The 13,670-nt window shown below is 27.1% G+C and carries 16 protein-coding genes and 1 other RNA gene; 11 read left to right on the forward strand and 6 right to left on the reverse strand.

All coding sequences use genetic code 11. The features are described 5' to 3' along the window. A partial coding sequence (locus AC5LG6_RS02955) for a hypothetical protein (RefSeq protein WP_498585660.1) occupies window positions 1–1,024 on the reverse strand: 1,024 nt, incomplete at its 3' end. 145 nt (window positions 1,025–1,169) lie between these two features. Next, window positions 1,170–2,351 (reverse strand): YbfB/YjiJ family MFS transporter, encoded by a 1,182-nt coding sequence (locus AC5LG6_RS02960; protein ID WP_498585778.1) that lies wholly within the window; start codon window positions 2,349–2,351, stop codon window positions 1,170–1,172. 96 nt (window positions 2,352–2,447) lie between these two features. On the opposite strand from AC5LG6_RS02960, the gene AC5LG6_RS02965 reads away from it, so the two are divergent. Then, window positions 2,448–3,275 (forward strand): LysR family transcriptional regulator, encoded by an 828-nt coding sequence (locus tag AC5LG6_RS02965; RefSeq protein ID WP_066219161.1) that lies wholly within the window; start codon window positions 2,448–2,450, stop codon window positions 3,273–3,275. A 167-nt stretch (window positions 3,276–3,442) separates the two neighbouring features. Here the strand turns inward: AC5LG6_RS02965 and AC5LG6_RS02970 are convergent, their stop codons facing one another. Continuing rightward, on the reverse strand, window positions 3,443–4,690 hold the full coding sequence (locus tag AC5LG6_RS02970; protein WP_260892296.1) for an MgtC/SapB family protein: 1,248 nt from the start codon (window positions 4,688–4,690) through the stop codon (window positions 3,443–3,445). 156 nt (window positions 4,691–4,846) lie between these two features. Between AC5LG6_RS02970 and AC5LG6_RS02975 the strand changes: the two genes are divergently transcribed. The 6 genes from AC5LG6_RS02975 to AC5LG6_RS03000 are packed head-to-tail and all read left to right on the forward strand — an operon-like array spanning window position 4,847 to window position 9,142. Then, complete coding sequence (locus AC5LG6_RS02975) at window positions 4,847–5,629, forward strand: TOBE domain-containing protein (RefSeq protein WP_498585661.1); 783 nt, start codon at window positions 4,847–4,849, stop codon at window positions 5,627–5,629. A 10-nt stretch (window positions 5,630–5,639) separates the two neighbouring features. Then, window positions 5,640–6,386 (forward strand): molybdate ABC transporter substrate-binding protein, encoded by a 747-nt coding sequence (gene modA / locus AC5LG6_RS02980; protein WP_186984701.1) that lies wholly within the window; start codon window positions 5,640–5,642, stop codon window positions 6,384–6,386. A gap of 10 nt (window positions 6,387–6,396) precedes the next feature. Beyond that, a complete protein-coding gene (locus tag AC5LG6_RS02985; protein WP_141046136.1) occupies window positions 6,397–6,789 on the forward strand; it encodes a TOBE domain-containing protein in 393 nt (130 codons plus the stop codon). Continuing rightward, window positions 6,782–7,477, forward strand: a complete 696-nt coding sequence (modB, locus tag AC5LG6_RS02990) for a molybdate ABC transporter permease subunit (protein ID WP_260891393.1) — start codon at window positions 6,782–6,784, stop codon at window positions 7,475–7,477. Before AC5LG6_RS02985 ends, modB begins: the two co-directional genes overlap by 8 nt. Then, the gene (locus AC5LG6_RS02995; protein WP_498585662.1) at window positions 7,474–8,328 is read left to right on the forward strand and encodes an ABC transporter ATP-binding protein; all 855 of its coding nucleotides are present in this window, start codon (window positions 7,474–7,476) and stop codon (window positions 8,326–8,328) included. The genes modB and AC5LG6_RS02995 overlap by 4 nt, the downstream gene beginning before the upstream one ends. A gap of 10 nt (window positions 8,329–8,338) precedes the next feature. Beyond that, complete coding sequence (locus AC5LG6_RS03000; RefSeq protein ID WP_498585663.1) at window positions 8,339–9,142, forward strand: class I SAM-dependent methyltransferase; 804 nt, start codon at window positions 8,339–8,341, stop codon at window positions 9,140–9,142. Between the two features lie 8 nt (window positions 9,143–9,150). Here the strand turns inward: AC5LG6_RS03000 and AC5LG6_RS03005 are convergent, their stop codons facing one another. Beyond that, window positions 9,151–9,738, reverse strand: a complete 588-nt coding sequence (locus tag AC5LG6_RS03005; protein WP_109066587.1) for a Crp/Fnr family transcriptional regulator — start codon at window positions 9,736–9,738, stop codon at window positions 9,151–9,153. A gap of 107 nt (window positions 9,739–9,845) precedes the next feature. Between AC5LG6_RS03005 and AC5LG6_RS03010 the strand changes: the two genes are divergently transcribed. Beyond that, the gene (locus AC5LG6_RS03010) at window positions 9,846–10,730 is read left to right on the forward strand and encodes a DMT family transporter (RefSeq protein WP_498585664.1); all 885 of its coding nucleotides are present in this window, start codon (window positions 9,846–9,848) and stop codon (window positions 10,728–10,730) included. 45 nt (window positions 10,731–10,775) lie between these two features. Here the strand turns inward: AC5LG6_RS03010 and tsaA are convergent, their stop codons facing one another. Both tsaA and AC5LG6_RS03020 read right to left on the reverse strand, forming a co-directional pair. Beyond that, window positions 10,776–11,264: a tRNA (N6-threonylcarbamoyladenosine(37)-N6)-methyltransferase TrmO gene (gene tsaA, locus AC5LG6_RS03015; RefSeq protein ID WP_081560398.1), complete on the reverse strand. Its 489-nt coding sequence runs from the start codon at window positions 11,262–11,264 to the stop codon at window positions 10,776–10,778. Window positions 11,265–11,287: 23 nt separating this feature from the next. Continuing rightward, entirely contained in the window at window positions 11,288–11,695 is a 408-nt protein-coding gene (locus AC5LG6_RS03020; protein WP_066160602.1) for a YqaA family protein, read from the reverse strand. A 91-nt stretch (window positions 11,696–11,786) separates the two neighbouring features. Here AC5LG6_RS03020 and ffs point away from each other — a divergent pair. From ffs to AC5LG6_RS03035, 3 genes are all read left to right on the forward strand, one after another. Next, window positions 11,787–11,883, forward strand: an RNA gene (gene ffs, locus AC5LG6_RS03025) — signal recognition particle sRNA small type. A 181-nt stretch (window positions 11,884–12,064) separates the two neighbouring features. Further along, the gene (locus AC5LG6_RS03030; RefSeq protein ID WP_498585665.1) at window positions 12,065–12,550 is read left to right on the forward strand and encodes a tyrosine-type recombinase/integrase; all 486 of its coding nucleotides are present in this window, start codon (window positions 12,065–12,067) and stop codon (window positions 12,548–12,550) included. Continuing rightward, a complete protein-coding gene (locus AC5LG6_RS03035) occupies window positions 12,543–13,571 on the forward strand; it encodes a hypothetical protein (protein ID WP_498585666.1) in 1,029 nt (342 codons plus the stop codon). The genes AC5LG6_RS03030 and AC5LG6_RS03035 overlap by 8 nt, the downstream gene beginning before the upstream one ends. Window positions 13,572–13,670: the final 99 nt, after the last annotated feature.

Raw genomic sequence — 13,670 nt, forward strand, 5'->3', positions numbered from 1 at the left:
CTATTTGTGAAGATGTAAGCGCTACATTATTTACTGCATCCCATGCTACTAATTTTACTGTTAATGTATCTTCAGTTGATGGTGTTGCCTCATCTGTAATTGTTGTTTCTACAACTGTATTTCCTATTTCTACTTTTTCATATGATGGAGCTGATACATTTGACATTGTTACAACAAATGTTTCTGGATCCTCTTTAAACATATCATCTACTGCTTCTGCACTGAACACTTCTCCAAATGCTACACCTGTTTTGCTTGTAGCTGTATAATCTGATGAACCTTGTGTTGTTTTATCTGTAAATGTAATATCTGCTGTTCCGTTTGTTACTTCTGTTCCATCTGGTTTTGTAGCAATGATTTTATAAGATGCTGTTTGACCCTCTTCTATTTGTGAAGATGTAAGCGCTACATTATTTACTGCATCCCATGCTACTAATTTTACTGTTAATGTATCTTCAGTTGATGGTGTTGCCTCATCTGTAATTGTTGTTTCTAATGGATTCAAAAGCTCCGTTGGAATTTGCTCTTCTGGATTTTCAGTATTTCCTCCACCAAAAGAAGTATCTCTTAAATCACTCTCAACATTTGTTGAAGAACCATCTCTTGAGTTAAACTTACTTCTTAAAGCTCCTCCATCAGCAGCTCTTTCATCACCAGCATTTGTTGCTTGTTCTGTTACATCACCTGCTGCTGTCTCCATATCTGTTGCATCACCATCTTGTGCATTATTCCAAGCATTTAGAGTTTCATCTACTTCTTGCTTATCAAATGCCAACTCTTCATTCCCAAAAGTACTTGCTAGTAAAGTAGCATCTAAAAGTTGTTCACCTTGACTTAGTGTTATTAGTTCATTTGTATCAAAAAGTATTTCTATTTTTGATAAATCTGTATTTGAGCTTGCAGCAACTATTGTATCATTTAAAGATACAGTGTCACCTACTTTTAACTCAGTTAAATTTCCCAGAGAATCTTTTACAAAAAATTGCCCCTGTGCAATTGATTGTATTTGTGCTAAATTTGCCATAATTATCTCCTATTAATAATAAAGTCAAATATTTTAGCGAAATCAAAAAATAAAAACATCACCCATTGGGGTGATTTTTTGATAATTTTTTAAATTTTTTTACTTATTTTTTATATAAAGAGTTATTTTAGGTTTATTTGAGTTTCTACTCTATATCTTTTGGCTCAAATTTTTTGGCTAATAGTAGTAAAACCGCTCCTCCCAAAACAATAAAAGCTGTTAAATATAAAGCATAATCATAGTTTCCATATTTTTCAATAAAATATACACTATAAAGTGGTGCGATTACCTGCCCTATTCCGTATGAAGATGTCATTGCTCCCATTAAAACAACAGGATTTCCACGTGATAGCTGACCTCCAAGATTCATAAAAAGTGCTACAAGTCCTATAAAAGTGCCTCCATACAAAACTCCACTTAAAAGATTTAAGTAGATATTTGAGCTAAAAGCTGGTATTAAAATCCCAACTGCTTGAAGCAAAAGAGCTATTATAATAATATTTGAACTTCCAAATCTATGAGCTAAAAGCATCCAAATAATACAAGACGGAATTCCAGCAACCCCAACCAAAGTCCAAGTAAGACTTCCATAACCTTCAAGACCTTTAAGGTTGTTTATAATATCTGGTAAAAACGTAGCTTGTACAACAAATCCAACACCTTCTGTAAAATATGCAATAATTAAAACTATCACAAAAGGAGTAAATATAGAGATATCAAACTTTACTTTTACCGCATTTTGTTTTATCTCTTTATCAAATGATAAAATATATACACTATACAAAGATAAAATGATTGCAAAAACAGCTAAAACAGCCCAACTATCTCTCCATGTATAGTTCAAACTTAAAACAAATCTTGCTAATAAATCTGTTGTTAAAATAGAGAAACCAATTCCACTAAAATGTATTCCCATAGCTTTTGTTTTACTTTTTATTGTAAGTTTTTGCATAACAATAGATGTTCCAACAATCAAACACATAGCACCTGCAAATCCAGCCAATACTCTTCCTAGCATCCAAAGTGTGTTGTTGTCACTATATGCCAAAATAAAAGTTGTAGAAATAGCTAAAAAGATACCAAATCTATATAAATATACTTTGAAGTTTATATCTTTTACAAAAATTGAAAAAATAGAGCCACTTAAATATCCAGCAAAATTTAGTGAAGCTAAAATTCCAACAAATTTGATAGTCAAATAATTATCAAGCATAGCTGGAATAAGACCTGTAAAAGCAAATCTTGCAACTCCTAGACCAATAATTATTGAAAAAATCCCAGCGATTAAAATCGCAATATTATCATTTCGATTAAACAATCTTTTTATCATAATCTAGCTCTCTTATAATTTTTGGCATAATATCACGAATAGTTATTTTGTGTCAAATAATCAATAATGATAGGTGATATAAGGAAAAATGATATGGATTTAAATTTATTAAAAGTTTTTGTAAGTGTTGCAAACAACAAAAGTATCTCAATAGCAGCAAATGAGTTAAAATGTGCTCAATCAAATGTAACTTCAAGAGTAAAACAGCTTGAAAAGGTTTTAGGATTAGAACTTTTTCATAGGGTTCCAAAGGGTGTTATTTTAACATCAAGTGGAGAGAAATTTTACCCACAAGCTTTAGAAATAATACATAAAATGGAGAGTTCAATAGCAAGCTTATGTGAAGATAAACAAATAAGCTCTTTAAAAATAGGCTCTACGGATTGTAATGCAGTTGTGAGAATTTCTCCATTTTTACTAAAACTTCATGAAGATTTTCCAAAGATGCAATTAGAACTTTTTACTGGAACTACAAAAGATATTATGCAACTAATTTTAGATTACAAAGTAGATATTGCATTTATTAGTGGAGAGCCAACAAATGATAGTTTGATGATTTTAAAAAAGTTTGAAGAGGAGATAGCTATTTTAGAACCACAAGAAGAAAATAGTCCAAATGTAGCTTTAAGTTTTAAAGATGGTTGTGTGTATGATGAGTTTTTAAAAAACTACTACAAAGAGAAAAATATATATGTTGAAAAAACTCTTCCTTTTGGAAATTTGGAAACTATTCTTTCATGTATAAAAGTTGGGATGGGAAAAACTTTACTTCCTACAAGCATAGTAAAAAAGATGGGATATGATAAAGATATAAAGATTACTATCCTACCAAAAGATGAAGCAAATATACCAACTTGTTTGATTTGTAGAAAAGATAATATTCCAAAGATTAGTGATTATTTAAAGAAGATGGATATCTAATCAATAAGTGATGAGTATAGTGTTTTAGTTAAACTTCTGCTGTAAGTTTTATACTCATCAATTATCAATCGAAAATATGGTGGATTATAACAAAAGTTTATTTTATTTACATTTATTTTAAAAACTTATTTAAAAATTTAAACAAAATGTAACAATAAGTAAAAATATTAAATATATATACCAAAACCTATTGTCAAAAATCCTAGAATAATTAACCAAAAAGCACTTGAAACTGCTTTTTTCTTACCAAACCAAACTGCATAGAGTGCTTTTAATATATTGTTACTTCCAGTAGCAATTAACATCGCACTTGCAACCGCAACTGCATCAATATTATATTTTCCAGTCAATAAAGCCAAAATAAAAGGGTCTATATCTGTCATTCCTATAATAAAAGATAAGATATTTAATCCTGTTGTTCCATAATTATTTACTACAAAATTTGTAATAAACATAGTAACAATAAATAAAATCGCAAATACAAAAGCAGTTCCCAACTCCAAAGGATTTCTATCTTCTGTCTCAATTTTTGAAGTTTCATTTGTTGCTTTTTTATAATAAACAAAAGAGATAATCAAAGTAATAAGCCCAAAAACTATATAAGGTGTAGCAATAACTTTAAGCACCTCAATATTAAAAATTGCAGCTATTATAAGAAGCCGTAAATACATCATAAAAGTTGCACTTATTATAGAAGCTGTAAACATATTTGTATCTTGTACTGCTTGCGCTTTTTTTGATAATACTACTGTTGTAGCAGTTGAAGAGTAAGCACCACCCAAAATACCAGTCAATAAAACACCTTTTGATGGGAAAATATATTTTTGAACCAAATAGCTTATATATGAGATTGTAGAAATTACAACAACCGTAAGCCAGATTTTGTATAAAGATATTCCTAAATATGGAATATTATTATCAGTTGGAAGAAGTGGTAAAACAACTGCTGAAAGCAAAATAATTTTACCAAAAGTCTCTAACTCATAGATGTTTATTTTTGGATGGAAAGTCAAAATTCTATTTTTTGAGTTTAACAAAAATATAACCAATACAAATATCAAAGCACTTATCCAAAGAGGAAATATCCCTATAAGAGGTCCAAAACTATATACAATTATTGAAACTATATATAAAAGTATGCTATTTTTATCTGTATCTAGCATTTTTTTATATAAAATTGAGTATAAAAAAGTAATAGACAAAAATCCAACTATAAAAAGTGAAAAATTCTTTGGCTCTATCTCATATAAAATAAATCCTAAAATTCCCAAAAAAGCATAAGTTCTTGTAGTTCCAAAAAAAACTCTAGCATCATTTTCATGAAATTTTGTCAAATAGGCTCTTACTTCCAAACCTATTATAAAACTAAAAATCACTACTGGAAGAATGTGTAATAAAAGCTCGTGTACCTGCATATTTGTTCCCTATTTTAAAATATAAAAGTTATATTTTTAATATTTAATTTTGGCATAATACAATAATTTTTAAAAAATTAATCATTATTTCTTAAGGTATATAAAGCTAATATTCTCATTCGTTATATATCTTAAAATATAACATAAGGACTAAATGTGGCAATATCATCTAATTTGAGTTTAGAGCTTTTAGATCAACCTTTTTTACTTGAAAAAAGAATTGAACTTTTAAAAGCTATTAAACAAACAGGCTCAATAAACAAAGCAGCAGCTCTTGTTCCTATGAGTTACAAAAGTGCTTGGGAAGCTGTTGAAGCTATGAATAATCTATCGATTTCACCAATAGTTACAAGAGAAACAGGTGGAGCTGGTGGTGGTGGAACTACTCTTACGCAATATGGTGAAAATCTTTTAACAACTTATAGTTTATTAAAAGAGGAGCAAAGAAAGTTTATTGAAAATCTAAACCGAATTACTGATTTAAATAGTGGAACACTAAAAACTATAAGGAGGCTATCAATGCAAATAAGTGCAAGAAACCAAATAATTGGAACAATTGAGAAAATTTCATTGGGCGCAGTTAATGCTGAAATTCAAATGAAACTAAAAAGTGGAAAATCTATTGTCTCTATTATAACAAATAGCTCTGTTGAGAACTTAGGATTAGCTATAAATGATGAAGTTGTTGCTGTTATTAAATCTAGCAACGTTTTGTTATCAACTCAAACTAATTTGAAATTAAGTGCTAGAAATAGCCTAAATGGAAATATTGAAGAGATAAATATTGGTTCGGTTAATGCTGAAGTTGTTGTAAATATTGGAAATGAAGACAAAATTGTTGCTATTGTGACTATAAATTCTATAGAAAATATGGGTTTAAAAGTTGGAGCAAGTGTTGATGTTATTATAAAAGCATCTGATATTATGATTGGAAAATAAGGAGAAAATTATGAAAAAAATTGTTTTGGCACTTACATTTTTATGTTCAAGCATATTTGCTGGTACTATAAATATAGCTGTTGCAGCAAATGTTTCTTATGCAATAAATGAGTTAATTGCCCAGTTTAATAAAACAAATCCAGATACAAAAGTTGAAGTTGTTTTAGGGGCTAGTGGAAAGTTTACTACACAAATTCAAAATGGAGCGCCATTTGATATTTTCCTAAGTGCTGATATGAAATTTCCTGAAACTTTAGAAAAAGAGAACTTAACTGCTACAAAACCAGTTATTTATGCTCAAGGAAGTGTTGCAATGTTAAGTGCAAAACCATTAGATTTCTCAAAAGGTATTGCTTTGCTTGCTAATAAAGATATTGAAAAAATTGCTATTGCAAACCCAAAAACTGCTCCTTATGGAACAGCTGCTATTGAAGCACTTAAAAATGCAAATATTTTAGATAAAGTTGAAAGTAAATTTGTGTATGCTGAATCTATATCTCAAGCAGTAACTTATGCTATGACTGCTGCTGATGTTGGATTTATAGCAAAATCATCTTTATATGATGAAAAGATGTCTCAATACAAAGAGAATATTAACTGGATAAGTGTAGATCCAAAACTTTACACTCCAATTGATCAAGGAATTGTTATTTTAAATAGAGCAAAAGATAACAAAGAAGCAAAAGCATTTTATGACTTTATTTTGAGTGATAATGCAAAAAAAATCTTTATTGATTTTGGTTATTTAGTAAAATAAAGAGTCTATTATGATTGCAAGAGTAAAAGATATAAAAACTATTGATAGTTTAAATATTGTAGAGTTTGATTTTAATAATATAACTTTAAAAATGATGAGTTTAGAACTACACAAGGAAGTTAAATTGGAATCAAAGGTAAAACTTTTGGTAAAACCATCAAATGTAATAATTTCAAAAAACTATATAGAAGATATTAGTTTATCAAACCAAACTCTTGCAAAAATAGTTGCTATAGAAAATGGAGAGTTATTAAGTAGTATCTCTTTAAAAATAGGAGATACTACTTTTGAAAGTATAATCACAAAAGAGTCTTCAAAAAGACTTGATTTACAAGAGGGAAATATTGTAAATATTTTAATAAAAGCTAGTGATTTATCAATTTTAAGGATATTACATGATTGATTATCTATTAAGTGTTGATTATGCACCATTTTTGCTCTCATTTAAATTGGCATTTATTACTACTTTGATTTTGTTTGTGCTATGTTTGCCACTTAGCTGGTATTTATCACAAACAAAGTCAAAAGCTAAACCATTTTTAGAAGCACTTTGTACTATGCCTTTAGTTGTTCCCCCTACTGTTTTAGGATTTTATCTTCTTTGGGGATTATCACATAATTCTCCAATTGGTCAATTTTTCAATGATTACTTTGGAATAAAACTTGTATTTAATTTTTATGGAATTATTATTGCTAGTTGTATTTATAGTCTTCCTTTTATGGTAAATCCTCTTCAAAGTGGCTTTGAAAGCTTAAATAAAAATATGCTTGAGGCTAGTTATATTAGTGGGAAAGGTAAATTTAAAACAGTTTTATTTATTGCTCTACCAAATATAAAACCTTCACTTTTAACAGCTCTAATAATAACTTTTGCTCATACTGTTGGAGAGTTTGGAGTTGTTTTGATGATTGGTGGAAGTATTCCAAATGAGACAAGAGTAGCAGCAATTGCAATTTATGAGTTTGTTGAGATTTTAGATTATAAGAATGCACATATTTATAGTTTAATTATGATTATTCTTAGTTTCATAACTTTACTTGCCGTTTACATTTTCAATGGCAACCAAAAAAAGATAGGTTTTTCTAAATGATAAGTTTAAATATAAATAAAGAGCTTCACGGTTCAAATGGAGTTATGAATTTAGATATAAATCTATCTTTACAAAATGGCGAATTTGTAGCATTAAGTGGAGTTAGTGGAAGTGGAAAAACTACCCTTTTAAGAGTTCTTGCTGGTCTTGAAGAAGCTTTTGGAGAAATTATTGTAGATGGTGAAATTTGGTTAAATGAAAAGATTAAAAAACCTATTCAAAAAAGAGATATAGGATTTGTTTTTCAAGATTATGCACTATTTCCAAATTTAAGTGTAATTGATAATTTGCTTTATGTAAAAAAAGATAAAGATTTAGCTAAACAACTTCTAAGCTTAACAGATTTATATGAACTTAAAAATAGATATCCAAACTCTTTAAGTGGTGGTCAAAAACAGCGTGTCAGTCTTTGTCGTGCTTTAATGAAAAGACCAAAAATACTTCTTATGGATGAACCACTTTCAGCTCTTGATCCCCACATGAGATTAAAGCTTCAAGATGAGATTTTAACACTTCATAAAGAGTTTAAAACTACAACTATTATGGTAAGTCATGATCCAAGTGAGATGTATAAATTAGCATCTAGAGTTTTAGTTTTAAAAGATGGAAAAATTATAGATGATGGCTTACCAAAGGATATTTTACTTAAAACTCAAGGAAGCCAAAAGTTTAGTCTTGAGGGAGAACTTCTTGATATTATAAAAGTTGATGTTATAAATATCGCTATTGTAGCTATTGGTCAGCAAATTGTAGAAGTTGTAATCTCAAATATAGAAGCTCAAAATTTAATAATTGGAGAAAAAGTAAATGTAAGTACAAAAGCATTTTCTCCAACCATCAAAAAGATTTAAAGGATTAAAAATGCCACTTATAAAAACAAATTTAGATAAATTAAACTTTTCAAAACTATATAAAATACAGATGAAGAACTCTACTTTTAAAAGTAAAAGTAGCAGTGATTGGGATAAAAAGGCTTTGCATTTTAGTCAAAATGTTTTAAATAGTCCATACACAAAAGAGTTTACAAAAAGAGTTGATATAAGAGATTGTGAAACTTTGCTTGATGTTGGAAGTGGACCTGCTACTATTAGTTTAGCTCTTGCAAAAAAATTAAAAACTGTTTATGCTCTTGATTATTCAAAAGAGATGTTAAATTATGCCGAACAAAATGCAAAAAACAAAGAAATTGATAATTTAGTAAGCATTCATAAATCTTGGTATGACTCTTGGGAAGATGTTCCAAATGCTGATATTGTAGTTGCAAGTAGGTCTATGGAAGTAAAAGATATAAAAAAAGCTTTAAAAAAATTAGATGAAAAAGCAAATAAAAGAGTCTATATCACAACAAAAGTAGGTGGAAGTTTTATAGACAAAGAGATTTTAAAGCAAATAAAAAGAGATATTATTCCTCGACCTGATTATATCTATTTAGTAAATACTCTTCATAGCATGGGAATTTATGCAAAGGTTGATTTTATTGAGACAAAATCTTCAAAATTTGATACCTTAGATGAAGATGAATTTATTCAAAGCTTAAAATGGAGTTTAGGAGAAATATCTAAAAAAGAGGAGAAAATATTAAGAGAATATTTTAATACTACTTATAAAAATAAAAAAGATAAAGAGAGTTTAACTTGGGCATTTATCTCTTGGAATAAAATTTAAGTAAAATATTACTTTTTTATTCTACTTAAATGAGTAGGAGAAATCCCTAAATATGATGCTATATGATATTGAGATAGTCTTGGTAAGATATGATTAAATTCTATTTTGAATTTTTCATATCTCTCTTTTGCATCATTCAAGACAAGTGATGATGTTGTATCATCTTTTTGCAAGATCCAATGTTTTTCCAAGTACAAAATATGACACATTTTAAGATCATCATATTTTTTTAGTATTTCTCTATATTTATCATGTTCTATATCAATAACGATAGAATCTTCCAAAGCTTCCACTATAGAACTTATTGGAAGGTTCATAAGCATTGCAAGCATTGGTCCATAAAATCTTGTTTCCCAAAAGAAATTTTTTGTAAATTCTTCACCTTTCTCATTTAAAGTAAAAGTTCTAAAAAGTCCTTTATAAACATAAGTTATGCTATTTACTTTATCATACATATTAAAAGCATATTCATTCTTTTTAATAGTTCTAATTTTAGAGATATTTTTTAATTCTTGACAAACTTCATCTGAAATTGGATGATAAGAGTTCATAGTCTTATGTAAAGAGTCAAAAATTTCATCACTATTTATATTCATTTTAATCAACTTTTTTTCCAATGGTATAAAAATGTTTTAAAAAATCAACTTATGTAAAGGAATAAATTTTTTTATTCTAATACTATTCAGATTTTAAAGGAGATTTTATGTCAAAAGAATTAAATTCACATCTAATTATTATATTAGCTACTTTTTTAGTAGGAGGTTCATTTGTAGTTTCACAAAAGCTTTCAGGAATTATAGATCCAATTTCAATAACTTTACTTAGATTTGTAATTGCATCATTAGTATTAGTGCCAATTATATTTTTTAATCAAAATTATAGAAAAAAACTTATTCCAACATTCAATAGAGCTATGATCATAAGCTTTTTTTATTCACTATTTTTTATAGGTCTATTTAAAGCTTTAGAATACACAACTGCTTTAAATACAGGCACTATTTTTACATTAGTACCATTCATAACAGCAGTTTTTTCAATATTTGTCTTTAATCAAAAAATTAGTTTAATGAGCTACTTGGTGTATTTTATTGGAATTATTGGTACATCTATGGTAGTTTTTAGAGGAAATTTAGAATTATTTATATCCTTATCTTTAAATAATGGAGATATTATATTTTTATTAGCTATTTTCTCTATGGCTTTATATTCAATTTGTATGAAATATTTTCATAAAGAAGATGATGAATTGATAGTATTAGTATTCATGACTTTATTTGGTGGAGTTATTTGGATGAGCTTATCTTTAATCATTTTCGACATACCATTAAATTGGACAAAAATAGGTACTGAAGATTTTTTATATATTATATATTTAAGTATTTTAGCAACTCTTGTTACATCTTATCTTTATCAAAGAGGAACAATATTTTTAGGTCCAAAAAAAGTTATGGCTTATGTATATTTAAATCCAGCAACAATAATTATAATATCATATTTTACAATACATGAAGAGATAAATACATTTGTATTTATTGGTATATTAATATCTTCATTCGCAACATTTATACTATTATATAGAGTAAAATAATAAATAATTTATCTCTTGGCAGAAGAGTTTATAAATAGACTCTTCTTATAAAAATCTCTTATCTGATTTTTTATTTTTTACTTCATCTAAAGATGAGTTCATCCATCCAGATTTAATCTCACCCTCAACAAAATCAAAATTTGGAATATATGGTTTTATATCTATTAAAGGGGTTTCATTTAAAATATCAACCCCTCTAATCTCAATAATATTATCCTTAACACTCTCTAACTTAACCAAAGATAATCCTATCTTATTTGGATGAATCGGAGTTCTAGTTGAAAAAACTCCCCTTTTTGAATTAGTTTTATCATTAAAAGGGATAACTTCTAGTTTATAATCTTTTGATTTATGAAAATAGTATATTAAATAGATATGACTAAATCCATCCAAATCTTTTAAACCTTGTTTATACTCATCTTTTATTACAATTTTTCCTATACTTTTATCGCCTCCACAAGGTTGTACAGGCATATTTTCACGATCTTTAAACTCTGTAAATATTGTACCAATTGACTCTATATCTATTTTCATTTTTAATCCTTTGAGTATTAAATTTAAACTATTAAAGCTATAAAAAGGTATCTTGAGAACTTAGAAATTACTACTAAAACAAGAAATTTCCTAAAATCATATCTCAAAACTCCAGCTATAAAAGTGATTGGATCACCAATTATTGGTAACCATGCAAAAAGTAAAGAGAAAGCTCCAAATCTATCAAAATATCTTTTCGAACTATCTATATATTTTTGTTTAACCAATTTTTTATCTACTAGATACTCTTCGCCTTTTAAACCCAAATAGTAGTTCAAAATTGAGCCTAAAACATTTCCAAAAGTTGCAATTAATAAAAGAGCATAGATATTAAAACCCTCTTTAATATTGTAAATAAGTAAAGCTTCACTTCCAAGTGGAAGCAAAGTTGCAGATGCAAAAGCCGAAATAAAAAGTATTAAATATGTCATTTTTCTCTTTTATTATATATTAAAGTTACATTAGATAAAATCTCAATCTTTAAAAGTAGCATTGAGAACACATAGGTGTTTTGAATGCTCCTTTTTAGACCCTTTCAAGCATTTCTAAAGACAACGCCCCAGGATAGGAATATAGCAAGGCACCTTTTTTAGTGTTGTGATTGGGTATCTGGGAAGGAGTGCTTTCGATACTCTATTTGGATTTAACAAAGACTTAAAAAACAATCACTTTATAATTTTTTTATGATACAATAATTTAAGTTAGAATAACAAAATATTTACATAATTGTTGTTTCTTAAACAAAGTAACTCTTTTGAGTAACATTATATAACAACACTAACTTATCTAAAGTCTATATTATGGGTGGGCTAATAAATACTAAAATTAAAAAATGGCAATATATAAACTTTGAAAATAGGAGTTTAACTATTCCAAGAAACCTTATGAAAGTAAAAAATAAAAATCTACCTGATTTTAAAGTTCCATTATCTGATGAGGTAGTTAATATATTAAAAAATCAATATCAATATACATCACATCAAGAATATATTTTTTTATATGTGAACAATAAAGTATTAAATTCAAATACTCCAAATGTTGCACTTCAAAGAATGGGTTATAAAAATAAACAAACATTGCACGGTTTTAGAGGAATTTATAGAAGTTTGATAGATACTCATCAAAATGAGCATAACATAAATTATGATGTAAAAAAAAGATTTTTAGACCATCACGATAGCAATAAAGTGGAATTAGCTTATAACCATAGAGCTGAATTCTTTGAACAAATAAAACCATTAGTTGAGTGGTGGAGTAATTATATAAAAGGGTTATTAGATGAATAAATTACTTCCAAGAGAAAATAAGATTTATAAAGATATAGAAAATTTTAATGAACATGAAATAAATATTTGCGTTGCTTATGAATTTACAATTAGAAATAAAGAAGTTATTGAATTAATTAAGAATTTTTTAAATTTACATTTAGAAAATTTATTATCAAACGGTGACTATAAACCAATTTTATCTACAGATATTTTTAGAGATAAAACTTCACGATACTATAATATATATGCTATTCAACTTATGGACAAAAAATGTATAAGTGTATTGAATTTATTTTTAGATTATCCTTGGTTTGATGATTTAATAAAACAATATAAAAGTAAAGAAGAGCAATATATTAAACAAAGAATTGACTATGAATTAAAAACAGTGAAAGATATTAATGATTTCCCTGAATATAAACAAAAATTAATAAATAAAGAAAAATATATAACTGAATATAATCAAATCTTCTTTCAATATAAAAATGATACTGAAATAGAAGATATAGAAGATGATTTTATTTTTAGATATATTACTAAAAATTCTTACAATTTAACTCAAACATACCATACAGATGATACTCACAATATAATGACTAATATTATAAAACCAAACTATAAAAGACCAGAATTATTAGGAGTCTTTTCAAAAATGAAGTATTATAATATTCAGATTAATCGAAATCTACCACAAAAAGATATTGAAGCATTTTTAAAAGATGTAATAAATGATATTTATTCAAATGAAAGAATAAAAAGTTATTCAGAGTTATTAGAAGAGGACTTAGAAAAAGCAAATGAAATTCTATATATTAATAAAAAAACGAATAATATAAATACACTAACCATAGCTGATATGTTTTATATTTATGATGGTATAAAACAAAATGAAAAAAAATCTAAAATACAATTCAATATTTCTCATTATCATGGTGAACATTCAGTAGATAGTAAAACTATAAATAAATATTTAGATATTGCTAAAGAATACATTGACAAACTAAAATATAAAGAACTTATAACAGGTCTTAAAAATTAGGAATTGAATTATTCTTCAATTCCTAAGAATTAAACACTCTTTTCTTTCGTTAAATTTCCAATTTTAACTTAATATAATTCCATTATGTACATACAAACA

The sequence above is a fragment of the Arcobacter thermotolerans genome (genome assembly GCF_983172305.1).